The sequence below is a fragment of the Microcystis sp. LE19-84.1B genome (assembly GCF_027531875.1).
Taxonomy (GTDB): domain Bacteria; phylum Cyanobacteriota; class Cyanobacteriia; order Cyanobacteriales; family Microcystaceae; genus Microcystis; species Microcystis panniformis.
Genome location: NZ_JAPZSR010000394.1, coordinates 1 through 24,224 on the forward strand (window position 1 = coordinate 1; position 24,224 = coordinate 24,224).

The window sequence follows — 24,224 nt, forward strand, 5'->3', positions numbered from 1 at the left end:
TGATAACTGATAACTGATAACTGATAACTGATAACTGATAACTGATAACTGATAACTGATAACTGATAACTGATAACTGATAACTGATAACTGATAACTGATAACTGATAACTGATAACTGATAACTGATAACTGAAATTATTTTCCCAAAGTTAACTCCTCTTTTTTGCCGAGGATACCCTGGGGGCGCCAGATCATTAAAACCATGAGCAGCAGACCGATAATCATAATCCGTAAAGCCCCCAATTGGCTATCATTAAAAATATCTAATCGGGGTAGAATAAAGCGAGTCAGGGAATCGTAAGCCCAGAAAATTATTGATCCTAGTAAGGTGCCGGCATTGCTACCAGAGCCACCGAGAATGATAATAATCCAAGCGTTAAAAGTCAATAACGGTTCAAAATTAGTCGGGTAAATAGTGGTTAATTGCCAGGCTAAAAAAGCCCCGGCTAAACCAGCGATCGCACCGCCTAACATCAAAGATTGTAACTTATACCAAAAGACATTTTTTCCCAAGGCCCGGGGAATTTCTTCATCTTCCCGGATAGCTTTGAGGATGCGTCCCCAAGGCGATCGCAAAAGTAATTCTAAACCAGTATAAACGAGAGCGAGGAGGACTAAAACTACCACCATCAACCCAGCTTTGTAATTATAGTCATTCAAGGCAATTACACCGTTTATATACAGAAAAAGCAGTATTATCGCCCCTAACAACCCCCAAAAGATTAAAGCTCTCTTTTGCGTCGGTTGATAGCTTTTGCCGCTAATTTGCCCCGCTTCGCGCCATTGTCGTTGCAGATTGCGCCCCAATTGCCAGAGAGCAAAGATAGCAAGCAGGGTAAACAGGGCAATAATTAATAATTTGACGGGAAAACTGGGATTTATATCCAAAGGTAGGGGATAACGTTGTAGTCCGAAACTGCCTTTCGTTAACCAATCCTCGTTAAGCACCAGTAAACGAATTAACTCAGACACCCCGATGGTGACAATCGCCAGATAATCGGCTCTTAATCTCAGGGTGGAAAAACCGATAGCCAATCCCAACAATGCTCCTAGGAGCGCCCCGACAATGGCGGCAAAAATCATCGGTACACCCTGTAAAGTCAATAAAACCGTTGCATAAGCCCCTAAAGTGGCAAAAGCAACGTGACCAAAGTTAATTAAGCCAGTAAATCCCCATTGTAGATTTAAACCGAGGGCAAAAATCGCGTAAATACCCGCCCAAATTGTCAGGGAAACTAAATAATCTGTCATCTTAAGTAAAAAGTAAAAAAGGGGTTGGGAGTGGGGGAACGCCGGAGTTGGGGAGAAAAAAGCTGAAAACTCACATCTGATTACTGATCACTGATTACTGATCACTGAAAAGGCTGATAGCTAACTGCTAGTATAATATCAGTTACAACGGCCTCTGTAGCTTGATGGACAATTGTGACGAGCGGAGGGTGCTAGGCTATTAATAACGAAAAAACCTTGTCCTGTTGATTTCTATGCCTCTTTTGATTCTAATTGCCGATGATGACCCCGGTATCCGCCTAGCGGTCAAAGACTATTTAGAATTAGCAGGTTATAGTGTGGTAGCGGCGAGTAATGGTTTGGAAGCTTTGAATTTATTGGATACCTATCATCCCCATCTTTTGGTATCGGATATCAAAATGCCGCGTTTAGACGGTTATTCTTTGGTGACTAAGGTGCGGCAACAGCCAGAATTTAGGTTATTACCAGTAATTTTTTTAACCGAAAGAGGGTCAACAGAGGAAAGAATCCGCGGTTATCAAGTGGGTTGTGATATCTATCTTCCTAAACCTTTTGAGATGGAGGAATTAAAAGCAGTTATTCGCAATCTTTTAGAGCGATCGCAAATGGTGCAAAGTGAACGTCAATATCAGAAATTAAGACCAGAAGAAAGCCCCAAAACTACGGCTGTTTTAACTTCTTCTTTACAGGACGATTTTAAGTTAACTAATCGCGAGCGGGAAGTGTTAGAACATTTAGCCCGGGGACTTTCTAATAGTGAAATTGGGCAAAAACTGCATCTTAGTTCTCGCACGATCGAGAAATATGTTAGTAGTTTGCTCAGAAAAACAACTACTAACAATCGCGCCGAATTGGTTCGTTTTTCCCTTGAACATAGATTAATCGATTAGCTGAAATAAAAAACTTAAATTTTGTTTTTTACTTCCTCCAAAAGACTGCCACAGGAGTCTAAAAGTAGCTCGATTACGCGGTCAAAACCTTCACGACCACCGTAGTAGGGATCGGGAACTTCTTTTTCAGGGTGATAACGAGCATAGTCACACATTAACTTGACCTTTTCTTGATATTTTCCTGTCCGATCTAGGGATAAAATATCTTGATAATTGGCTTTATCCATGGCTAGGATTAGATCAAAATTCTCGAAATCCTCGCGGGTAAATTGTCTAGCTGTCCCTTGCAAAGGAATACCGCGTTTTTTAGCCGCCGTATTCATGCGAGAATCAGGAGGAGAACCGATATGATAACCGGCAGTTCCCGCAGAATCACAGAGGATTTTATTGCCTAATCCTTCTTGTTCAATCAGATAATTCATGATATTCTCGGCAGCGGGAGAACGACAGATATTTCCTAAACAGACGAAGAGTAGTTTATAAGGCATAAATTGACCGGTAGAATCATCACTAAATTGCCAATTATAGGGCATTTTTAACATCCCGATAAAGATTTATCCTCAAAAAACTCCTCGCTGTCCATTAACCTAATTTTGGCTAATCCCAAGCTTTCTAAATAATCTTGCCACCCTTGGGGGGTATCTTCGATCGCTAATAATCCTAATACCCTAGCTACGTCTGCTACCCAGGGTAGGGTATGAATTCTATAACCCTGCCAGTTTACCTCTAAGGATAACCAAGCGGGAATCTCTTGGGGGTTAAATTGTTGGGAGGCAAGATAATCAGCTTGAAAGCAGTAAATCCGAGGTGGTTTTTGACTCTCTAACAAGGTTAAACACTCCTTCTAATCTGGACATTAATCTCTTTCCTGATATTTTAGGGGAACCTCAGCATAATTTCTGTCAAATATGAACTTCTCTTGTCAAGAAATGGTTAAGTTTGCTCAAGGGAATTTACCCTTAATTATCCCCTAAGCGAGGACGAATAATTAAATAAATTGCCGGACTGATTAGAGGCAATAGGGAAACTACCGGCAACAGGAAAGGATTTTTTAATCCCCGTCGGGTTAGATCATCTTGCAGCAAAATTGGACATAATAGGGTTAAAAGACAGAAATCTAAACTCATAACATGAATAAAACGGCTAGTTTGCCACTGATACCAAAAATCAGACCAATTGCCGTTAATTAATCCGTAAGCGATTAAAATTGCCGCAGTAATTAGGGCAATTACTCCTAACCAAGGTGAGTCTAAAAGTTTAATGACCAGATTTTTTTTACCGGTAAAACTGCTGTTGGGTTGACGGAGAGTTAGATAGGGTAAAATAGCGAAAGCACCCACGGCAAAGGAGGCAAAAGCAAAGGGCCAAGCGATGATTTTTTGGTCACGACCATCGATAATTAAAAGGCTAGTGTAGATAAGTGGCAAAACTCCCATCAGGTTAAAAAGAGAGATAATTAACGGGTTAATATCTTGCCATTTGCCAGTGGAAAGATTGATAATTAAATTCATTGTATCTGGTTGGTCGGGGGGTGCTAGTAAAAAAGCGTATAATCCGAAGCATAACCAAAGTAAACCGAGAATAATTTTTGTTAACATGGGAGTAGATAATTAGGTTAATTGAGTAATGGGATTTCAGCAGATATTTTAGTAAAAAAGTGATCAAAGTGTCAAGCAGTATTATACTAAATCCGGTTATTAAAGACTGATTATTTATTCCCCCTTTCCCCCCCGATGTCGGGGGGGCAGGGGGGGGGTTGCCTTTTGCCTCTTCTTATAAGTAGCCTATACTTAACGGATTTAGTATTACCTAATCAATGATCACTAATTTTTAGGGAAGACGACGAGGATTCATGGTTTCTCCTGGGGTAATTTCTGCACTTTTAGAGTGGAGTAAGCGAGTTTGTTCGAGGATAGTTTCTAAGTCTTCATCCGAGAATTCTTGTACATAGTTTAATTTGACTTCTTCTAGGAAGATAATTAATAACATCTCGATTCTTTCTAGACTGTGACGGGATTGTAATTCCCCGGCGAGAGATTGCCCGAAACGCTGGACTAATTGCTGTAATAAACGCTCAAAAACTTCGTCTTCTTGGGTAATCTTGTCAGCTATATTAACAAAGGATTGATACAATTGACTAGATAAGCGATTGCTCAAGTCAGTTTTTAACCCTTTCATGCCGGGTAATCGCAATAAGCTTTGATAAGCGGGAGTTTGACTGAGAATTTTCTCGATATTGTATTTAATTAAAGCTTCTGCTTCTGGTTTAACTTGCGGTAAAACCTTGTCAACGGTACTATTAACTACTAACCGAAAAATTTCGATAACTTCATTAGTATCATTGAGATTATTATATCCACCATTAAGGGATTTATCGAGAAATTTCTCCACTTGTCCCCGTCGAATATATTCCTGTATTTGATTAATAATTCTCAGGAAAATTATCTCAGTAATATCTTTAGAAATTAGCGCAACTAAGCCTTTAACTGCCTGTTCTTTAATCACCCTTAAGTTAATAATTTTAACTTGATCTAGGCGAATAACGGTAGGAATAAATCGCAACCATCTCCAGATAGGAATAAACAGAAAAATATCGTACCATCGCCATAACATAGCCTCGCGCCAACGCAGACCTTTATGAGTGCGAGCAATCCACCAAGTTCTTAGCATAAATTCCCAGAAAAAGACGATACCAAATAAAAAATCGATCGCCTCAAAGTTATCTATCGGTCTCCCATCTTCTCCCAGGGGACGAAAATAATTAGTTTCTATTAAAGGTTGAATTTCTTGATTGAAAAATTTCAACTCTTTTTCCCAGCCATTTTCACTGAGATAATCCCAACTCCAAAACTTCTGAAAGGCTGCTTTTGCGGAAACATTTTCCGTTTGAAAAACCCGCAAGCGCATTCTATTTTTAATCTTCTCTAAAGTCCCAGTTTTCTCGGCCGAAGCAAAGGGATTATTATCGATCATATCGACACTTTTTTGGCGTAAATTGGCTAAAATTTTCTCAATCTCTTGGCGATATTCTTGCAGATTAAACTCTGGGTTAAATACCTTTTGATTGATTAGTTCATTAAGTTTATCAACCGTAGCTAAATATTCACTGGTACTGCGATAGGGTTTAATTCCTTTCACCACATCATAATTAGCGATTCCTTTAACAAAGGGAATTTCTAGGGGTTTGTCGGGAGGTATTTGTAATTCTTGAAAGGAAATCGTCCCAAGTTTTATTGGTTCATTAAATCTTAATAAAGTTATTTGCAAGCGTCCCTGTAACCAAAAATCTCGCAGGGGAATGTAGGTTAAATCGAAAATAACCAGAATATAATTACATAATACCAATAGGGCCATGCAAGTCTCAAAGAGATTGCGTAGGGAAAAACGACGGTTTCTGCTCACGGGGGTTTTAGTCAAAGTCATTAGCCTAGAAAGCACACTTTGACTATGGTAAACCGAAAACGCCTAATTTTTTGAACCCAAAGCGATAGAAGTGGTTAAAAAAGAGCGGTTAAACTTAGTTCTGCCTCAGCAATTAATAGATGTAGTCTTCTATTCTGTGATAGCATCCTAGCAGATTCAGTTAAGTAGTTAAGTAGCTGGTTATAATTAAATTAAAAATAGATTTTAGGTTCGATCCCCCCTATCCCTTATAGGGATCTTTCTTAACAATTTTTTCAGTAAGCACTACAACCCTTATCCTGACTTGATTTCAGTTTTTTCTTTGTCAGTAAGGGTGTCAACAAGGAATATTACAAATTGTTAACCGAGTCTTGAAAGCCTTGTGCTACAAGGGTTTGAAATGTTAAGAAAGATGTGACTAAAGGACAGCTTAATAAGGGGGGCATCTGATAATTTTTAACGCCTACCTACTTAGGTTACGCTTCATCCATCTGATCATCTCCCGGCCGCAGTTCGATCGAGAGGCCTTCCCGGGCGAGAATAGTTTCAGGGAAAATCTTTCTTACCTGTTCCCCAATGCGATCGAGAAAATCGTCATTATGGGCGGGATCGTGATGAAATAGAACTAACTGCTTAACTTGGGCTGCTTGAGCGATTTTGACTGCCTGCTGCCAAGTGGAATGACCCCAACCCACCTTAGAATACTTAGGATCGTTGTATTCTTCATCGGTGTAGGTAGCATCAATAATCATGACATCCGCTTGCCAGGCCAAAGCCAAAACGTTATCATCAAGGCGATCAGGAAAGTGTTCGGTATCGGTAATATAAGCTGCCGATAAACCCCGCCAATTTACCCGATAACCCACCGCTTCTCCGGGATGATTTAAAGGACGGGTTTCGACGCTGACATCGCCACAGTGGAGGGTTTCGCCCATTTCTAGATTATAAAATTCTAAATCGGCCCCCATAATCTGCAAAGGCACGGGAAAATTAGGATGTAACATCTGATCGTGTAATGTTTGCTTGATGGTTGCTCCGTTAGTAGAGGGAACCGCGTAGATTTTAAAAGTATTGCCCCTGATAAAAGCAGGGGTAAAAAAAGGAAAACCCTGAATATGATCCCAATGGGAGTGGGTGAAAAATAAATGGGCTTTCGCCGGACTTTCTGCCATCAAAGACTGTCCTAGTATGCGTAACCCCGTACCACCGTCAAAAATTAATCTTTCTCCACCGACTTGCATCTCCACACAGGAAGTATTACCACCATAACGAACGGTTTCCGAACCTGGACAGGGAATACTCCCCCGTACTCCCCAAAATTTAATCTGGAAGCAGTTGTAGGGCATATCAGAAGTTTCTCTACTTGTGCTGATGGGCTAACAGATCAGATTAGCACTCTTCCACAATTAAGGCGGTGACTTTATCTCTAAGCTCTTGACTATCTAAATTACTCGTTAAGATTGCAGGGGAGCGCCGGAGCTGCGGAGCAGGGAGAAGCAGTTTGAGCATTTGTACTAAAATTTCCCCTACGCAGTTTAAACTCAGTACAGCTTAACACAACGATCTATGATTAAGGGGTGAGGATCGTCACTTTTGCAAGAGCCAAGGTATGGATTTACAAAAATTCTTAGAAAAACTGCCCCAACAGTATCAGGATTGGGGATCGCCTTTAATGTCGCCTATTTCCGAGCAATTAACCCTTTTAAGCCAAAAAACCGCCTCTTATCCTGATCGCAATCTCTTTCCCCTGCTCAATCTAGCCGTTGACTGTCTGCAACCGGACGAGGTTTACTGTCAAATTGGCTGTTTTCGTCGCGGTAGTTTAGTCGCCGCTTTCTGCAATAATAGCGATCGCTGCGGTTATGGCGTAGAAGCTTTTTTTAAATACGATCCATCGGGAGAAAAACTAACTATATTATCTGAGGATTTGGAGGATTTTCAACTATCAGAACAGATATTTTTAAGCGATCAAGAAACGGAAAACTTTTTCGATGATCTGGAAGAATTAAACAGTGAAGAAAAGCTGGGAGTTTATTACTACGATGCCGCCGAAGACTATCGCTCTCTCTTTATATCCTTACTTTTAGCCAAAAATTTCTGGTCTGATTCCGCTTTAATTATCATCAATAAATGTCAGCATCCTGCTCTCCAACAGGCAATAAAAGATTTTACTAAAACCCATCCCCAAGCTCAGATAATTTTAGATGATCAAGTCGCTAATCACGGTTTGCTTGGTTTGACAAATATTTGTTTATTAGCTTGGAATGCTCCCCCAGGGATAACAGCGCTAAAATCCCCAAAAAAACTGGTTTTAAATGTGGGTTGTGGTCCCTATAATCCCGAAGCTTTACCCCAACTATTCCGCGATGGCAATTGGCAAGAAATTCGCCTCGATATTAATACTGCTGTTAACCCCGATATTTTAGGAACGATTACCGATTTAAGTGCCGTTCCCGATAGCTCCGTCGATGCGGTTTTTTCTAGTCATAATCTAGAACATATTTATCATTACGAAGTTCCCATCGCCCTAGGGGAATTTAAACGCATTCTTAAACCCGAAGGCTTTTTGATGATTGTGGTTCCCGATATGCAAACCGCCGCCGAATTTGTCGCTAGAGGCGATATGGAAAATGAACCTTTGTATATTTCTCCCGGTGGTCCGGTGCGCGCTTTATGGATGTTTTACGGCATGGGAACAGAAGTCCCCGGAATGCCCTATATGGCTCACAAAACGGGTTTTACCTCTCAAAATCTCAACCAGAAATTACAGGAAGCAAATTTTGCCAGAGTCGAGGTAATTCGCACGGAATTTGAGTTAGTTGCTTTTGGGTATAAATCAGAGATTGGGGATAGGGAAATGGGGGGATAGGGAAATGGGGAAATGGGGAAATGGGGAAATGGGGAAATGGGGAAATGGGGGGATAGGGAAATGGGGGGATAGGGAAATGGGGAAATGGGGAAATTTTAACTAATCCCTCAAAACTCCAAAACCCTAAAACCCCAAAACCCTAAAACCCAACACCCAACACACAACACTTATGTTTACTTCACGGAAGCAGAGGAAAGATTAGCAAAAATTGCCCGCAATTGTGGGGCGATTCTTTCCCTTTGATTGATTAAATAAATACTAACAAGGGTTAAAGATACCCCCGCCCATTGCAATACACTTAACATCTCACCGAGGAATAAATTCCCGAAAGTGAGGGCAAAAACCGGAGTTAAAAAAGTCAAAGAACTTAAACTGGTTAAATTGCCCTTGGCGGCTAAATAAAAGAATACTCCGTATGCGATCGCACTCCCAAAAATCGTGGCATAACTTAAAGCTAACCAACCATTGAAATCTATATTTTGCCATTGATGGGATTCGGTGAAACCTGAAGCTAAAAATAGCGGCAATCCTCCTAAAATCATGTGCCATCCCGTGGCGCTGACGGGATCCGCATGACGACAGACAAACCGGATTAACACTGTTCCCACCGCCATGGATAGGGAAGCCAAAAGCATGAGCATTTCGCCGCTATTTAGTAATTCCTGCCAGCTAAATTCAATATTTACCGCTTTTTGTCCAAAAAAGTCATAAAACCATTGATCGGGCAAGCCAATTAAACTAATTCCCCCAATCCCTAAACCCAATCCCAACCATCCCCAGACACCGATAACTTCTTTAAATAGCCAACTGGACATTAAAGCCACCGCTAGGGGTTGCGAGTCAATAATTACCGATCCTAACCCCGCCCCGGTGCGATTTAATCCCAATGCCAGAAAACCTTGAAAAAGAGTGCCATCCATGAGAGCAAACAGGGCAATCCATAGCCATGCTTGCAGGGTTTTGGGCTGAGGACGACCTAAAAACCAAGCTACCATTAAAACTAACATTCCGGCGGGAACAAGGCGAATTGCCGCCATAAATAGGGGGGTGGTGTGGGGGATAACACCTTTCATCGCTACCATCGCTGTTCCCCAGAGAAAAAACGGTGAGATAAGTAAGAAGGGCGAGGATTTCTTTAAATCTAAGTTTTCCATAGGTAGCGATCGAGTTTTGTAGATAACAAATTTGCCTAATTGTATAGTAGAGACTGGGGATCGGCTCTTAATTCTCTTGACTTTCTTCTAACTGATTTTCCTCTAAATCTGTTATTGGTTTTTCTTCCCCGTAACTGATCCAGATCGCAATCATTCCAGCAATAGGAATGGAGAGAAAAATACCTAATAATCCCGCAATTCTTTCGCCGATAAAGAGAGATAAAAACAAAATTACCGGGTTTAATTCTAGGGCATTGCCCATAACTTTAGGGCGAATAATATTATCTTGAATTTGTACCAAGACAACACAGACAATAAAAGCTTTAACGGCAATTGTTAGTCCTTGGGAGGTAAAAGTCAAGATAGTTACCAACAAAATGCCCAGGGTTGCACCAATACCTGGGATAGCATCGATAACACCAAGAACACCCGCCAAAACTAGCCCATATTGAATTCCCAATAGGGAAAAACTGAAGAAACTCGTCAACGATAAAAAGAGCATTAATAACAGTTGCCCGCGAATAAATCCCAGAAAACTTTGTCGAAAAGACGAGGCAAAACGCTCCCGATATGCTGGGGGGAGAAGTTGCAAAAAACCTCGCCAGAGTTTATCACCGTCGATGAGCATATAAACACTGATCACCGCCCCGAAAACGCCAGTAAAGACACTGGAAAAAACTCCTTGTACGACCGATAAACCCGTGGCTAAACCGGTTTGTAGGGTTCCCACCATTTTATTCCAATCTAATCGATCAAGAAAGTCTTTAAAGGGTAAAAAATCTTGTTGACCCAAGGCATCGGTAAGATTGAATATTAGTCCTTTCCCCTGACTAACTGCTTCTAATCCTATGCCTGTGACTAATCTAAATAGGAGGATAAAAGCTACTATGGTGGTAATAGCAATGGCTAGTCCTCTCGGTAGATAACGAGATAACCAAACCACGGGATAATTTAATAGAGCAGCCAGGATCGCTGAACCGGTAAAAATAGCGATCGTCCCGTAGAAATAATTAATTAAGATAATCAGACTCCAGCCACAACCAAATAATAATAGATAGCGCACTAGAATCGAGTTATTCAGAGTTTTCCAAAAGGAGCTAGAAGGGGGCATAAATCAAGCCAGAAATAGGATTTTAACATTTAGAATTGTTTTAACAAAGCTTCCCGCATGACCGAGACGGGGACGGGTTGACCTAACCAGATTTCTAGGGCGATCGCTCCCTGATTAACTAACATTTCTAACCCATCAATAATTCTTATCCCTCTAGTCCGGGCCAACCGGAGAAATTTGGTCGGCCGGGGATTATAAATCAGATCGTATGCGATCGCCGATGGTGGCAAAATGTCTAATAATTCTAACTCAACTGGGGATTGTTCGCCCTGGGGAGACATTCCGATGGGGGTAGAATTAATCAGGAGTTCTGTGGTGGATAGCAGCCCTTCTAATTCGTCCCAGCTATGCACTTCTAGGAGGTCATAGAGGCTGGTATTCGCCCAACTTTCTTTAAAAGGATCTAATTTCTTTTGATTGCGTCCTACCAGATGAATTTTGCCACAGCCCAACTGGGCGCAAGCCACCACTACCGCCCGAGCAGCGCCGCCATTGCCTAAAATAACTGGATTCACCCGACTCCAATCTTTGTCAAGGGATTTCAAGGGAGCGAGAAAGCCATCCACATCGGTATTCGTTCCCTGCCAGCCAGTTTCCGTGCGCCAGACGGTATTAACTGCGCCTACTAGCTTTGCTTTCTCGGTAATTTGCGATAATAAGGGAATAATTGCTAATTTATGGGGAATCGTGACGCTAAAACCCTGTAGATCGATGGCAGCCAAACCAGCGATCGCAGTTGCTAAATTTTCCGGGGCGATAGGTAGGGGAAGATAGACATAATTTAGCCCCAAGGCATCGATAGCAGCATTGTGCATGATGGGAGAAAGAGTATGGCCGACGGGATCGCCGATTACGCCTAATAATTTGGTTTTTCCGTTAATAATGGTCATAAAAAAGGTGGGCTTTCCCCACCAAAGTTTGATCTCAAGGGTAGCCAATGCTCACCTTACTATACTATTTCTTGATTTCGCGGGCCATTTTCAGGAAAGGATTGATATTGTCATCGTTAGCGCGACGAACGTTATCATTAGCACCATTAGCGTTACTATTAGCCTCGGAAGTGGCCGATTTTGCCACAATACCGTTATCGGTGACTTTGCTGACTTCCATAGAAGAAATCTGTTTAATCGATTCGCCACCCTTTTTATTCGAGGCAGTTTTCGGGAAAGTACGTCGGATCGTGATCGGTGTCCGCATAAAGTCGATATTACCGAGAGTTTTAGCGTCATCGGGTTCCAAGTAAAAAGCCTCTTTCGGTTCCGGTGCGCTCATATCCATCGGTTCATCGACGTATTTCGTCTTATTGCCAAACAGGCCAAAGAATCCAGCCATTTTCTCGCTCTCCTAAATAAATATATTTACCATAAATTGCTGCTGATTGTTAAATAATATCAATATTTATGACAAAAAGCTAGGTAGGGTTTGCTGAATAAGTCTGTTGGTGGGGTTAGGAGACAGGAGACAGGAGACGGGAGACAGGAGACGGAAGACAGGAGACAGGAGATTATTTCTATTTATTCTTCCGACACCCTACACCCTACACCCCCCCGATGTCGGGGGGGCAGGGGGGGTCACACCCCACACCCCGCACCCCAATCAACGCTGTTCTAACCTACGACTGGCTAGGGACATAGAATAACAGAAAATCCAGTAAATAAACGCCAAAAATAGATAAACCTCCGGATAATCGCCGATAAATTTCGGATTAGCTAAAACCGATCCTGCCATACCCAAGAGGTCAACAAGTCCCACGATCGCCAGTAGGGAAGTATCCTTAAATAAACTGATAAATTGACCAACAATAGCAGGAATGACCGCTTTTAAAGCTTGGGGTAGAACGATCAATAATAAAACGAAAATCGGTTTTAAACCCAAAGCTCTGGCCGCTTCAATTTGACCTTTGGGAATCGCTTGTAAACCACCCCGGACATTTTCGGCCAGATAGGCTGCCGCAAAAAGGGTAAATCCGGCGATCGCTCTGATTACCCGTTCCGGTCTGGTTCCGGCGGGTAAAATTAAAGGTAACATCACCTGAGCCATGAATAAAATTCCCAACAAAGGTAAACCGCGCAATAATTCGATATAGCCAATAGATAGCCAACGAATTGCCGGTAATTCACTCTGTCTCCCCAGGGCTAATAATACCCCCAAGGGAAAAGATAAAATCATACTTGCGATCGCTACTAATAAAGTTAAGATTAAACCACTGAGATCATCGAGGGGAATTGCCTTTAAAAATAATCCCCCCAATAGTAACCAAGCAATTAAAGGTAAAGTCAATAACCAGAGCAATCCCCACCAGCGTTGCAGAAAAGCGGGACAATCGGGGAAGCGACCCCGGTTTAATTGCCAAGAAAACAGCGATAAAGCCGCAATTATCGTTAAAATTAGCCAAATCCGCCATATTGACTGTTCTGGATAACGACCGACCACAAATAAACCGAGATTTTCCGTCACTACAGCCCATTTTGCCTGAGTTATCGCCCAATCAAGGAAACTTAAGCCACCCCAGAGGCTGAGAAATAGACCCGCAAGGGTTAGGATGACGTTGTACCAAGTGTTAAAGAGATTTTTTCTTAACCAGAGTCCCATAAAATTCCCTAACCTCCACAGTGGTGATCCTTGTACTTTTTCAGTACAATGGTGCTAAGTAGGAAGGCACAATTATTTGTAGGATGGGTTAGCGGTAGCGTAACCCATGCGGGCGTTGGGTTTCATGCTTCAACCCAACCTACGTTCATCTTATATTTAATTCCACCCACCCACTTATTAGAAAAATTCAGACTGATTTTCGACCATGAACAGTTGCATTTTAATGGCTAAAATTGTCCGTCGTCCCGAATTACGTTATACCCAAGATAATCAAACTCCCTACGCTCAAATGTTAGTCGAGTTTTCTCCCAATCGTGCCGAGGCAACCCCGGCTAATTTAAGGGCCGTAGCTTGGGGAAATTTGGCCTCAGAAGTCGCTCAGAACTATAATGAAGGCGATCGGGTAATTTTAGAAGGTCGTCTCTCCATGCAGACGATCGATCGTCCCGAAGGTTTTAAGGAAAAACGGGCCGAATTAGTTATTAGTCATCTCTATCATCTTGACGGTAGCGTGAGTAGCGGTGAAATGGCAGCCCCGACTCCAGAAAAAGTCGTGCCAATCAATACCCACAAATCGAATAAAACCCCGGTGGAAAAACCCGTCGCACCTGTATCCACTGGGGACTTTGAATATGACGCATCCTATGAACTTTCTAATCCTTCCGCTTGGCAACCTTCTGACACATCGGTGGAGGAAAATTTAGACGATATTCCTTTCTAATCACCCCAACAGAATTAATGGCTCTTCTCGATTTTGTCTGATAATTTTTGCTTATGGAATCGTGGAATGCTTATCGGGCAAGACTTTCAGCACTATTTGGCGGATATTCTATCAGTATAGACCTCGTTTCCACACAGAAACCAGAAGAGCCAGTTCTTGCCTTCTAACCCCCTAACTCCCCACCATTGATACTTTTCTTTTGTTGAACGTAGCTCTGAAAATCGGCGAGGGTCAGTTCATCTAACCACTGGTGTCGCTCGGCGGTGTAATCGCCATGGCCGACTTCCAATTGTTGCAGGAAGCGGAGCATTCCCACCACCCCTAAAGAGTCAACTAAAGCTTGATATCCTTGTTTTCTCAGTTCAGCTAATTTCATTGCCATCCTCCTGTAAAGTCGCCATCAACCAAATCACGGGATTCTCTACCGTTACGTTAATTGAATCTCTATATTGTTGAGCTTTTCGCAGCAGCCTGTCATCGGTGGTCAGCAAAACATCAGCGCCCCCCGCTTCGGCAAAAGCCAGATGTAAGGCATCATAAAACTTAAAACCCAGTTGGGAGGTACGGAGTAGGGGCAATTCATGAATTGCCCCTACTGGCGATGGGCGTTTCCCTCGATAGCATCCAACGGGCAGCTTCTACAGTAGCTTCTTGCCAAAATTCGGCATCAGTAGCAGCTATATCTGAATAATCTATATCAGAATCTTTCATCTGACCAAGGATCTTTAATTGTTCCTCTCTCGACATACTCATAGTAAATTCTCCTTTCCTCTGCATTAGCGCGTCTTGTAGATATAAGCCGTATTTTCTGTTCTCGTAGAGTGTACACTGCAACTAGGACGAATTCTCCTAAAAGTCCCAAAGCGATTAATCTTTCTTCGCCGTAGTCTCTGCGATTATCAGGTTTTGATATCCAGACTCCTGAAAAGATTTCCTTGGCAAAATTAAAATAGTCCTACTGTTCACTAATTTTACTTTCAGCGAGAATTTCTTGGAGGACGGGGGATAAATTGCTAGTTAAACGGCCGGCTCGAATAAATTCAGCGTAGGTATCAGCTTCGATATCTAGGAGGGTTTCCCGAAGTTGTTCCATTGTTAATAGTTGTAATTGGGGATAACTATCGTTGAGAGATTGTATTTCCGCTTCTACAGTCTTTAACTTTTCTTTGACGAGATGCTGCTCATAACTAAAAAATTCGGGGGCAACATCGGGAGATTTATCTAACTTAGAAAGATAATCTAAAACCCTTTTTAAAGCTACCCGTCGGGCTAAAAGTTCCGCATAGTTTTCTCGAATTGGTTGATCACCGATCAAGTCTAATCTCGATAGGAAAGTTTGAATAGTTAATCCCTGCACTAAAAGAGTAAAGAGAACAACTCCGAAGACGATATCAATGATATCCTGACGATTGGGAAAAATAACCGGCACACTTAAAGCTAGGGCAATAGAAACGGAACCGCGCAAACCTCCCCACCATAAAACCGTTTTTTCCCGCCAATTAATTTTAGTTTCCATCAAGGCATTACTAACAGTTCCTAAAGCAAAAGTAGCCAGAAAACGGGCCGCTACCACGGCGGCGATCGTGATAAAAATTAAATTGAGATTATCGGCTAAACTGGAGAGACGGATCTGATCGCCGATGAGGAGAAAAACGATCGAATTGACAAAAAAAGCGAGAAACTCCCAGAATTCCGTGACTAATAGGCGAGTACGGGGACTCATACTAATTCTAGAGCCAAAATTACCTAAAATAATCCCCGTAGTCACCACTCCGATTACCCCCGAACCCCCGAACTCTTCGGTTAATAAATAAGCACCGTAGGCGGACACAAGAGTTAAAGACTGTTCCACTAGGGGTAAATCGAGACGTTGAGTCAGATAGGAGATACCAAAACCCACTAAACAACCTACTGCCACCCCGATACCGATAAAAGCGGCAATCCGGCTAATGGTTGTCTCTAAGGATAGACCACTAGCGCCGAGGGGAATTTCCACCAAAAGAGCGAAAGCGACCACAGCGACCCCATCATTAAATAAGCTTTCCCCTTCCAAAAGCACGGTGAGTTTTTTACTGGCCCCCAATTCGCGAAAAAGAGCGACAACAGCAACGGGATCCGTAGAAGAAAGGCTCGCACCCACTAATAATGCCGTAAATAGGGGTAAATTGGTCAATTCATCGAGGGTAAAACCAACCCCGAAAATCGAGATAATTACGCCGACAATAGCGAAAAGACTGACGGGAATCCAATTATCCTTCAGATCTCGCCAGCGCGTATTCCAAGCGGCTTCAAATAGCAAAGGGGGCAGAAAAATTTCTAGAATCAGTTCGGGGGATAGGTTCACCAGACGGATATCGATGAAAGCTAAACCTAAACCGACTATCACTAACAATAGGGTGTAAGGAATTTGGCGAAACCAGCTAAAAATCCTCGAAACCGTGGCCACACTCAGGGAAACGGACAAAACAATTAGAAATTGTTCTAAATTTTGCTTAATGACTTCATCGGTAGCGGATTCTAAACTCATTGGGTGGGAGGCAATCGGTGAGCGGACGTGCAAGAAAAGAACAATCTAAATTATTTTGACATCCTCGCCGCCTTAAAACGGACGGCGATTCCCAAACCTCACGATTTAGGTTTCTGCTTCTTTCCCGAAGGATTTTTCGCACCTGCCTTAACAGATTTACTCTGTTCTGGTCTTATGGTCGCTCCACAGACTGACACCGCAAGCCCTGCGGCCAAAATATTTTTACTGGCGTTAATATCTCGGTCATGGTGAGTCCCACAGTTCGGACAGTCCCACTCTCGAACATTTAACGGCAGCTCTTTCACAATATACCCACAATTACTGCACCGTTTAGAACTGGGAAACCATCTATCTATTTCGATGTAATTTTTCCCGTACCAACGGCATTTATAGGCTAATTGTCGAGTGATTTCTCCCCAACTAACGTCAGATATTGCCTGAGATAATTTCGGGTTTTTGACCAGATTCTTGACAGCTAAATTCTCAACCACAATCGTTTGGTTTTCACGAACTAATTGAGTGGTTAGCTTGTGTAAATGGTCTTTTCTGCTATCGTTGATTTGAGCGTGAATCCTTGCTACTTTGATTCTCGCTTTTTCCCGATTTTTTGACCCTTTCTGTTTTCGAGAAAGATACAAAAAAGCCTTTTGCAGTCTCTGATAATGCTTTTTAAAATGCTTGGGATTAGATACTTTGTCGCCATCGCTGGTAATCACAAGGCTACTAATTCCTAAGTCAATTCCGATGGCTTTATCTGTTACTGGTAATGGCTTAATTGTTGGGTCATCAAATCTTATTGAGATATGCCAACGCCCTGAGGGATGCAATCTGACTGTTACTGTGCTTGGTTCACAGCTTTCTGGTATTTGTCTTGACCATCGAATAGGTAAAGGTTCTGTGCATTTGGCTAAATAGATTTGTTTGTCTTTAAATTTAAAGGCTGATTTGGTAAATTCGGCACTTCCTCCCTGATGTTTTTTCTTAAAGTTAGGATACTTAGTACGACCAGCAAAGAAGTTAGTAAAAGCTGTTTGTAAATGTCTTAACCCTTGTTGTAAGGGTACACAGCTTACTTCATTGAGAAAGTCTAATTCTTCTTGCTTTTTCCAATCGGTCAACATTGAAGAAGTTTGAGCGTAGCCTACTCTTTCTTGCTTTTCGTACCAAGCTTGTGTTCGTTCGTGGAGAGCTTTATTGTAAACCAATCTTACACATCCCAAAGTGCGCCGCAATAGCGACTCTTGTTCTGGTGTCGGGTAAAATCGGTAAGAATAGGCTTTTTCCATGTCTCATATTTTAGCATATATTTCGTAAACGATGCTCATATTTAACAGCAAAGCCGCCGTAAAACGGCGGGGTTTCAGACGCAAAATTTTCGATGATCGGATATTTCTAACTCTAGTCAGGGAATTAATTCCCCGAAAACCCTATTGCTCAAGTGAGTCAGATTGTCTAAACTCTCATGCAGTTAGCATTGTACACTAATCTAGCTTTTGTCTGTGATTACCATCCGCGATCAAGATCACACTTAACCGGTAATATTAGATACACTAACAGCTTATCCGCCCAAAATAGCAATGCCTACGCCGATTAATAGAATTAATCCGCCATAAATGACTTCTTGGGGGGGTATTTCACCAAAAATGAACACTCCTAACAGACTAGCGGCGATTGGCTCTAATAAAATTACCATGGTTACTATTGTCGGTGCTACCCATCGCAAAGCCCAGTTAAAGCTAGTATGACCGATTAATTGCGGAAAAATCGCCATCATTAACACATAAACATACACGGATAAGGGATAGCTTTCGTAACCTTGACCGAATAAAAAAATAGAAGGTAATAAAGCTAATCCTGCGGTAGTGTAGGCTACAGTTATATAATTCTTAATATTTAAGCCCTTTCTTTGTGCTTCCCGTCCGAGGAGAATATAACCACTGACGAGAATTGCTCCAATTAAAGCCAAGCTATTGCCCAATAAAGGGTTAGGATAAGAACTACTGACATCTCGATCGGCTAAAACAATCAATAATCCCCCCGTTAGAGCCACAAAAATGCCGATAAAGGTTAATTTGGTCGGTTTTTCTCGAAACCACCACCAACCCAACAGAGAAACCCAGAGGGGATTAGTGGTGACTAAAGTGGTGGAAGCGGCGATCGAGGTGTAGGATAGAGAAGTAATCCAAGTAGCAAAATGGAGAGCTAAACAAAATCCTGCCCCCACTGCGTAATAATAGGCTTGAATAGGGACTTTTTGGCGTGATAAGGTCAACCAGTTCGGAATTAGGACAACAGAAGCCAAGATCAGACGGGAAGTCGCTAAAAATAAACTAAATGCGATCGTAGCATTACCTACCGCTTCGATCGCTAACCGGATAAAAATTGCCGATGCAGAAACCGACACCACACCGATAGTTAAAATAAAAATAATTTTGGCGTTAGAAGGAGGCAAAATAGGCTACGCTTGCGCGATGATCGATGATGTTATTCACCAGTTATTTTAACCGTAGGCAGGAGGCAGGAGTCAGTGGTCAGGAAATAGGGTTTTGGGGTGATAGGGTGATAGGGTTTTGGGGTGATAGGGTGATGAGACAGCTTTCCCACTTCCCCACTTCCCCACTTCCCCACTTCCCCACACCCCCCTGCCCCCCCGATGTCGGGGGGGTTGGGGGGGTCACACCCCACACCCCATCACCCATTTACTTGATCTATGGAACTACCAGAATTAAATATAGAGACAATTTGGGCGATTATTAACGATGAAATTGACGACGAAACCGTTAATAAATTGGTCTGGCAAACTTTAGGTTATCGCTACGATGAAAGTCAAGGAAAATGGGATAATAGTCAAGTAGAGGAAGATTGGCGGTGTGAATATCCCGAACCCCCAGATTTTATTGCCAATCGTCCCCCAACAGTAAAATTAACTCGATCGATCTTGCCAGAAAATAAACAATTATTAAAAGATAAATTGGGTTTTACCGGTTATAAAATTGGCCAATTCAATCCCCGCATGACTCGCCGTGCCACCGCCGCTAATTGGTTGTGCTTTTATGGGTTAAAATAGATAAGGAAAGTTATTTTATCAAGCTTCTAGCATGGTCACTATCCCTGTCAAGTCCTCCTCTCATCCCCTAGCATCCTATATTGAGCGTCTCACTGCTGGGGAAGCATTGTTAAAAGATACTCCCCAGAATTTGCTCGAGGTAGTGGGTATCCTGAAAAGTTATGGGGTGGTGTTAGATGCTTATTCCAAAAATTTAATTTATATTGCGGAAAATCAGTTTTTGGTTTTTTTTCCCTTCTTTAAATATTTTAATGGTCAAGTATCTTGGCAGAAATTACTACAACACTGGTGGCACGATCGCATTAATTTTGAGTATGCTGAATACTGTATGAAAGCCATGTTTTGGCACGGTGGGGGTGGTTTAGATAGTTATGTAGATGGTGCCGCTTTTCGGGAAGTGACAGCCAAAGTTATTCAAGCCAAATTTAGGAATAATCCCCTAGTTTTAAGTTTAAATAAAGTCTTTCCTGAATTTTTGCCAGAACAAATGCGGATGATGGCCTACTATAGCGGTTTAGGTCAATTTTGGCGAATTATGGCCGATACTTTTTTAAGTTTATCCGATCTCTACGATGCCGGAAAAATTACCAGTATTCCCGCAGTGGTGGCACACATTAAGAAAAATTTAGTTGATAATGCTAGTAAACCAATTGTCTATCAAGTAAAAATCAAAGGACAAACCTATGATCTGATCCCCAAATCGGCAGGATTAACCTTTCTTGCCGATACAGCAATCCCCTACGTTGAGGCGGTTTTCTTTCGCGGAACACCTTTCCCCGGTACAATTTCCTATAATGCCCAAGCCTATCAAATTCCCTACGATCAAGGAATGTTTGCCTATGGTGCTTTGTATGCGGATCCTTTACCCATCGGAGGTGCAGGGATTCCTCCCACACTATTAATGCAGGATATGCGTCACTTTTTACCGGATTATCTGCACGACATTTATAAAAAGAGTTTTCGTCAAGAGGAAGATTTATTAGTCCAGATCTGCGAAACTTTTCAAAAGTCGATGTTTTGTGTGACAACGGCAGCCATTCAAGGATTAGCACCTTATCCTTTAACTACCACAGATTTAAAAGAACAAAAAGCCAATCGCATCTATCTAGAAGCATGGATGAATCGCTTTGTTAAGTCGCGATTAGAAGCGGTAAATCAATAATTATTCTGCCGATAAATCGGTAATTTTTGCAGTCAACAAACTCCCTTTACATTTATGTCAGATATTAACGCCCAACTTCAGGATATTTTAGCTCAATTGCAATCTTTAACCGAACGGGTTGCCCTCATCGAAGCGCGGCAGATGTTAGTACCGGACATCGAGCGCTATGGTAAATTACAGCAATTCCTAGCTGAGGGGAACTTTAAGGAGGCAGACGCAGAAACTCTCCGAGTTATCCTCGAAGCTGCCGGCAGAACCCGCGATACTTTAACTCCAGAGGATATGATGCGGTTTCCCGTTAATGTGATTCGGGTACTCGATCGCCTTTGGAAAAATTATAGCGGCGATCATTTCGGTTTTAGCAATCAGGTGAAGTTATATTTTGCCGCCGGAGGTGACATTAACACCCTGCGTACCCAAGACGCGGAAACGATTAGAAAATTTGGGGAATTGGTAGGATGGCGCAACAAAGATGAGTGGCGCATCGATGATTATGATCACTGGGATTTTAGTCTAGCAGCTCCTCAAGGTTGTTTTCCCGCTCTCTGGTGGAAGTCTCCCTACGGGTTAAAAATGGTGACTTTTTGTTTTACTCGCCTGATAGAGTGCGATTTATAGGCAATGAAAGGAGTTATCGGCTATTTTCGGGCTTTATTGTCCCCCCAATTTGCTCCCACCGGGATAAAAGTGGCTGTAGTATTGGGGACAATTTTCTTGACAATTAACCACGGTTATGCTAAAATGTCTGGGCGCATGACAATCGATCGCTGACTGGCGGCATTACTGACTTATCTAGTTCCCTATCTGGTCAATGTTCATGGGCAGTATAGCAGTTATCTCATGAAACCTTAAATTTAGAATTGCTGGGGTGCATCTCATATTTGGGCCTTTCTCTCACCTATTGGTGAGCAGTAGAAGTTATTAAAAGAGGGCGAATGCAATTCGCCCCTACAATAATATTAGGGACTTGCGTGGGAATAATATCCCAGCCAGAAAATCGCTCTGTAGAAGAATCAGACCAGCCCTAAATGGCCCATTATCAAAGTGCAAGTCTCTCATTAGAGATTTTCATCGATCACTGAGCCTAAAAATAGACATTTGGGTGCCGGTTTCTTGCGCCCCTACAGTAACGGATTTTGTCCGCAATGTAGGGGCGAACTGCGTTCGCCCAAAAGGTACATTATCAAAGCGCAAGTCCCTTATTTACCCATCTGATTCTTCTTCCGTTTTCGAGTATTTTAAACTATAAAATGGCAGCGGTAAAACTCCCTTAGCTAGGATTTGATAGCTGCGATCGCTCTCTTTTCAGTAAGGCACTAGCGAGAAAAATACCCAGTATTGCCAATACAGCCATGGCATAAAAAGCATAAGTGTAAGTACCGAACCAATCGCGAATTCTACCGGTTACTAAAGTTCCGATCAAAGCACCGACACCGTAGGCAGTAAAAACAATACCGTAATTTTGGGCGTAGTGGTCAGGATTAAAGAAGTTGAGAGTGGTAGCGGGAGCTAGGGCTAACCATCCCCCTAAACAAAACCAAAATAGACAAAAAGCCACTAGATAGCTAGTAACTGCCCCTTTTTCGGCCTTGACCATCAACAGACAACCAATCAAAATGAGTGTATAAGCCCCGATCGCTAGATAATGGGGTTTCCAGCGATCGCTTAACCAACCGAACAAAGGACGACTAATACCATTAAACAAGGCAAATAGAGCAACACTACTAGCGGCCAACCCCGGATCAATCTGAATAATTTCCTCAGCGACGGGACTAGAAATACCGATAGCACTCAAGCCAATTAAAGCACCAATGGCATAGCAAAGCCATAAACCATAAAATGAGCGACTTTTCAGCATATTCACTGGATAATTGGCCGGAAAGTCGGATTTTCGATTAGCTAAATTTGCGGGGGGTTGCCAGTCTTGAGGGGGTAACTTCATTGTGATCGCAATAATCACAATAATTATTGTAAAGATAATCCCCAAAAATCTTAAACTTGGTCTAACGCTATATTCATTGATTAATCGATTGGCTAAAGGTGCGGTAATCAGGGGAGAAAGGCCAAATCCGATGATGGTTAAACCCACCGCTAAACCTTTTTTGTCGGGAAACCAGCGTGCCACCACTGCCATGGGAACACCGTAAGCGATGCCGACTCCCGTGCCGGCAATAACTCCGTAGGTAAGAATAATTGTCTGGATATGAGCGGCAAAACTAGCGAGAATATAGCCTAAACCGACGATAATTCCGCCGATAGCGGTCATCCTGCGAGTACCTACCCGGGGGATATAAAAACCGGCGATCGGCATAGAAGCGGCATAAAATACTAGGGCCACAGTGTAGGGTAGTAAGCTTTCCGTGGCGCTGAGATTTAACTCTGTTTCTAGGGGTTTTCTAAAGATACTCCAAGAGTACACCGTCCCTAAACAGAGTAAAACACCCATTCCTAGAGGTATTAATAACCATCTACCTTTGGCTGCGGGTAATCCCAAAACTGTCAACTCGGAATCATAATTACTGGTAGTCATAGATCGCCGTGACTCTTTCTAGACTTGTCTGGCCAGTATTCTAGATGAGGTCATGGCTAATGGGGCCAATTTTCTGGAAAATTTTCCGATTAAAATGAGGGGCGAATTATTTCGCCCCCCTTTAAAAGTCTGCCCCCCATCTATAGCTGAGGGACTTCTGAGGATTTTTAACTAAACTGCCGCGAAGTAAACTTTTGACTTCACAGGATCGGGAACCATGGTAGCATCCCCTTCTTGCCAACCGGCGGGACAAACTTCATCCGGGTGGGATTGGACGTATTGAATCGCTTTCAGAGTGCGGAGGGTTTCATCGACACTGCGACCGAAAGAAAGATTATTAATAGTAGCGTGTTGGATAACACCTTCTTTATCGATGATAAACAGACCGCGCAGGGACACTCCCGCATCAGGATCAAGAACATTGTAAGCGGTGCTGATTTCTTTTTTTAGATCCGACACCAACGGATAGGCCACATCACCGACACCGCCGGATTTTCTCTCGGTTTGAATCCATGCTAGGTGAGCAAATTCGCTATCGACGGACACCCCTAAAATCTCGGTGTTGATGCTGGCAAATTCGCTAACTCGATCGCTGAAAGCGGTAATTTCCGTGGGGCAAACAAAGGTAAAATCGAGGGGATAGAAGAATAAAACGACGTATTTACCCCGATAATCCGACAATTTGATGGTTTTGAACTCTTGATCGAAAACGGCGGTCGCGGTGAAATCCGGCGCCGCTTGTCCGACTCTTAAGCAACCTTCGGCGGTCATACTTTTAATCTCCTTAATCTAGTTTCTGGGAAAATGCAACTATTTTTACATTCCTTAACAACTATATCATAGTCATAACGATTTTGAGTAGTCAGCAATCAGTTATCAGTGGCCAGCGGGGAGATAGGGTGATGGGGTGATGGGGGTTAGGTGTTAGAGAGGTTTGATCGGGCG

26 protein-coding genes and 2 pseudogenes are annotated in these 24,224 nt (G+C 42.5%); 7 read left to right on the forward strand and 21 right to left on the reverse strand.

Features of this window, described 5'->3' with window-relative positions:
* Positions 1–138: 138 nt before the first annotated feature.
* On the reverse strand, positions 139–1,254 hold the full coding sequence (locus O9324_RS22010; RefSeq protein ID WP_288141310.1) for a branched-chain amino acid ABC transporter permease: 1,116 nt from the start codon (positions 1,252–1,254) through the stop codon (positions 139–141).
* A 233-nt stretch (positions 1,255–1,487) separates the two neighbouring features.
* Here O9324_RS22010 and O9324_RS22015 point away from each other — a divergent pair, with 233 nt between their 5' ends.
* The gene (locus tag O9324_RS22015) at positions 1,488–2,144 is read left to right on the forward strand and encodes a response regulator transcription factor (protein WP_002786567.1); all 657 of its coding nucleotides are present in this window, start codon (positions 1,488–1,490) and stop codon (positions 2,142–2,144) included.
* A 14-nt stretch (positions 2,145–2,158) separates the two neighbouring features.
* On the opposite strand, the gene O9324_RS22020 is transcribed toward O9324_RS22015, so the two are convergent.
* The 5 genes from O9324_RS22020 to O9324_RS22040 form a co-directional block, all read right to left on the reverse strand.
* Positions 2,159–2,677, reverse strand: coding sequence for a low molecular weight protein-tyrosine-phosphatase (locus tag O9324_RS22020; RefSeq protein ID WP_002786568.1), 519 nt, complete (start codon positions 2,675–2,677; stop codon positions 2,159–2,161).
* 2 nt (positions 2,678–2,679) lie between these two features.
* Positions 2,680–2,973: a hypothetical protein gene (locus O9324_RS22025; protein WP_002733401.1), complete on the reverse strand. Its 294-nt coding sequence runs from the start codon at positions 2,971–2,973 to the stop codon at positions 2,680–2,682.
* Positions 2,974–3,103: 130 nt separating this feature from the next.
* Positions 3,104–3,742 (reverse strand): DUF2834 domain-containing protein, encoded by a 639-nt coding sequence (locus O9324_RS22030; protein WP_288141311.1) that lies wholly within the window; start codon positions 3,740–3,742, stop codon positions 3,104–3,106.
* Positions 3,743–3,974: 232 nt separating this feature from the next.
* Positions 3,975–5,567 carry a hypothetical protein gene (locus O9324_RS22035; protein WP_288141312.1) on the reverse strand — a complete coding sequence of 531 codons (1,593 nt, stop codon included), beginning with the start codon at positions 5,565–5,567 and terminating at the stop codon, positions 3,975–3,977.
* A 455-nt stretch (positions 5,568–6,022) separates the two neighbouring features.
* A complete protein-coding gene (locus O9324_RS22040) occupies positions 6,023–6,892 on the reverse strand; it encodes an MBL fold metallo-hydrolase (RefSeq protein WP_288141313.1) in 870 nt (289 codons plus the stop codon).
* 263 nt (positions 6,893–7,155) lie between these two features.
* Here O9324_RS22040 and O9324_RS22045 point away from each other — a divergent pair, with 263 nt between their 5' ends.
* On the forward strand, positions 7,156–8,415 hold the full coding sequence (locus tag O9324_RS22045) for a class I SAM-dependent methyltransferase (RefSeq protein WP_288141314.1): 1,260 nt from the start codon (positions 7,156–7,158) through the stop codon (positions 8,413–8,415).
* Positions 8,416–8,588: 173 nt separating this feature from the next.
* Here the strand turns inward: O9324_RS22045 and O9324_RS22050 are convergent, their stop codons facing one another.
* The 5 genes from O9324_RS22050 to O9324_RS22070 form a co-directional block, all read right to left on the reverse strand.
* A complete protein-coding gene (locus tag O9324_RS22050; protein WP_288141315.1) occupies positions 8,589–9,569 on the reverse strand; it encodes a DMT family transporter in 981 nt (326 codons plus the stop codon).
* 67 nt (positions 9,570–9,636) lie between these two features.
* Positions 9,637–10,680 carry an AI-2E family transporter gene (locus O9324_RS22055; RefSeq protein ID WP_288141316.1) on the reverse strand — a complete coding sequence of 348 codons (1,044 nt, stop codon included), beginning with the start codon at positions 10,678–10,680 and terminating at the stop codon, positions 9,637–9,639.
* A gap of 29 nt (positions 10,681–10,709) precedes the next feature.
* A complete protein-coding gene (locus O9324_RS22060; RefSeq protein ID WP_288141317.1) occupies positions 10,710–11,570 on the reverse strand; it encodes a shikimate dehydrogenase in 861 nt (286 codons plus the stop codon).
* Positions 11,571–11,634: 64 nt separating this feature from the next.
* Positions 11,635–12,012 carry a hypothetical protein gene (locus O9324_RS22065; RefSeq protein ID WP_002767056.1) on the reverse strand — a complete coding sequence of 126 codons (378 nt, stop codon included), beginning with the start codon at positions 12,010–12,012 and terminating at the stop codon, positions 11,635–11,637.
* A 264-nt stretch (positions 12,013–12,276) separates the two neighbouring features.
* Positions 12,277–13,272: an amino acid ABC transporter permease gene (locus O9324_RS22070; protein WP_004156991.1), complete on the reverse strand. Its 996-nt coding sequence runs from the start codon at positions 13,270–13,272 to the stop codon at positions 12,277–12,279.
* A gap of 205 nt (positions 13,273–13,477) precedes the next feature.
* Here O9324_RS22070 and O9324_RS22075 point away from each other — a divergent pair, with 205 nt between their 5' ends.
* Positions 13,478–13,993, forward strand: coding sequence for a single-stranded DNA-binding protein (locus tag O9324_RS22075; RefSeq protein ID WP_287628327.1), 516 nt, complete (start codon positions 13,478–13,480; stop codon positions 13,991–13,993).
* Between the two features lie 163 nt (positions 13,994–14,156).
* On the opposite strand, the gene O9324_RS22080 is transcribed toward O9324_RS22075, so the two are convergent.
* The 8 genes and pseudogenes from O9324_RS22080 to O9324_RS22115 all read right to left on the reverse strand — a co-directional run bounded on the left by O9324_RS22080 (position 14,157) and on the right by O9324_RS22115 (position 19,198).
* Positions 14,157–14,369, reverse strand: a complete 213-nt coding sequence (locus tag O9324_RS22080) for a hypothetical protein (RefSeq protein WP_002758270.1) — start codon at positions 14,367–14,369, stop codon at positions 14,157–14,159.
* The gene (locus tag O9324_RS22085; protein WP_287628326.1) at positions 14,356–14,571 is read right to left on the reverse strand and encodes a PIN domain-containing protein; all 216 of its coding nucleotides are present in this window, start codon (positions 14,569–14,571) and stop codon (positions 14,356–14,358) included. Before O9324_RS22085 ends, O9324_RS22080 begins: the two co-directional genes overlap by 14 nt.
* Position 14,572: 1 nt before the next feature.
* A complete protein-coding gene (locus O9324_RS22090) occupies positions 14,573–14,746 on the reverse strand; it encodes a hypothetical protein (RefSeq protein WP_271975562.1) in 174 nt (57 codons plus the stop codon).
* Positions 14,691–14,930, reverse strand: a pseudogene (locus O9324_RS22095) (BrnT family toxin); the annotation flags it as partial. The gene O9324_RS22090 and the pseudogene O9324_RS22095, both read right to left, overlap by 56 nt.
* Positions 14,931–14,948: 18 nt before the next feature.
* Positions 14,949–16,520 carry a Na+/H+ antiporter gene (locus O9324_RS22100; RefSeq protein WP_002788720.1) on the reverse strand — a complete coding sequence of 524 codons (1,572 nt, stop codon included), beginning with the start codon at positions 16,518–16,520 and terminating at the stop codon, positions 14,949–14,951.
* Between the two features lie 98 nt (positions 16,521–16,618).
* Positions 16,619–17,806 (reverse strand): RNA-guided endonuclease InsQ/TnpB family protein, encoded by a 1,188-nt coding sequence (locus O9324_RS22105; RefSeq protein ID WP_288141318.1) that lies wholly within the window; start codon positions 17,804–17,806, stop codon positions 16,619–16,621.
* Positions 17,807–18,078: 272 nt separating this feature from the next.
* The gene (locus tag O9324_RS22110) at positions 18,079–18,972 is read right to left on the reverse strand and encodes a DMT family transporter (RefSeq protein WP_002768146.1); all 894 of its coding nucleotides are present in this window, start codon (positions 18,970–18,972) and stop codon (positions 18,079–18,081) included.
* A gap of 79 nt (positions 18,973–19,051) precedes the next feature.
* A complete protein-coding gene (locus tag O9324_RS22115) occupies positions 19,052–19,198 on the reverse strand; it encodes a hypothetical protein (protein ID WP_287697903.1) in 147 nt (48 codons plus the stop codon).
* Positions 19,199–19,230: 32 nt separating this feature from the next.
* On the opposite strand from O9324_RS22115, the gene O9324_RS22120 reads away from it, so the two are divergent.
* The 4 genes and pseudogenes from O9324_RS22120 to nrtS all read left to right on the forward strand — a co-directional run bounded on the left by O9324_RS22120 (position 19,231) and on the right by nrtS (position 21,601).
* Entirely contained in the window at positions 19,231–19,587 is a 357-nt protein-coding gene (locus O9324_RS22120) for a DUF1823 family protein (RefSeq protein ID WP_004161641.1), read from the forward strand.
* 31 nt (positions 19,588–19,618) lie between these two features.
* A complete protein-coding gene (locus tag O9324_RS22125; protein WP_288141319.1) occupies positions 19,619–20,749 on the forward strand; it encodes a CO2 hydration protein in 1,131 nt (376 codons plus the stop codon).
* Between the two features lie 54 nt (positions 20,750–20,803).
* Positions 20,804–21,367, forward strand: a complete 564-nt coding sequence (locus O9324_RS22130) for a GUN4 domain-containing protein (protein ID WP_150978352.1) — start codon at positions 20,804–20,806, stop codon at positions 21,365–21,367.
* A 3-nt stretch (positions 21,368–21,370) separates the two neighbouring features.
* Positions 21,371–21,601 (forward strand): annotated as a pseudogene (gene nrtS, locus O9324_RS22135) (nitrate/nitrite transporter NrtS).
* A gap of 418 nt (positions 21,602–22,019) precedes the next feature.
* Here the strand turns inward: nrtS and O9324_RS22140 are convergent.
* Positions 22,020–23,279 (reverse strand): L-lactate MFS transporter, encoded by a 1,260-nt coding sequence (locus O9324_RS22140; protein WP_002804054.1) that lies wholly within the window; start codon positions 23,277–23,279, stop codon positions 22,020–22,022.
* Between the two features lie 171 nt (positions 23,280–23,450).
* Complete coding sequence (locus O9324_RS22145; RefSeq protein ID WP_002735961.1) at positions 23,451–24,050, reverse strand: peroxiredoxin; 600 nt, start codon at positions 24,048–24,050, stop codon at positions 23,451–23,453.
* Between the last annotated feature and the right edge of the window lie 174 nt (positions 24,051–24,224).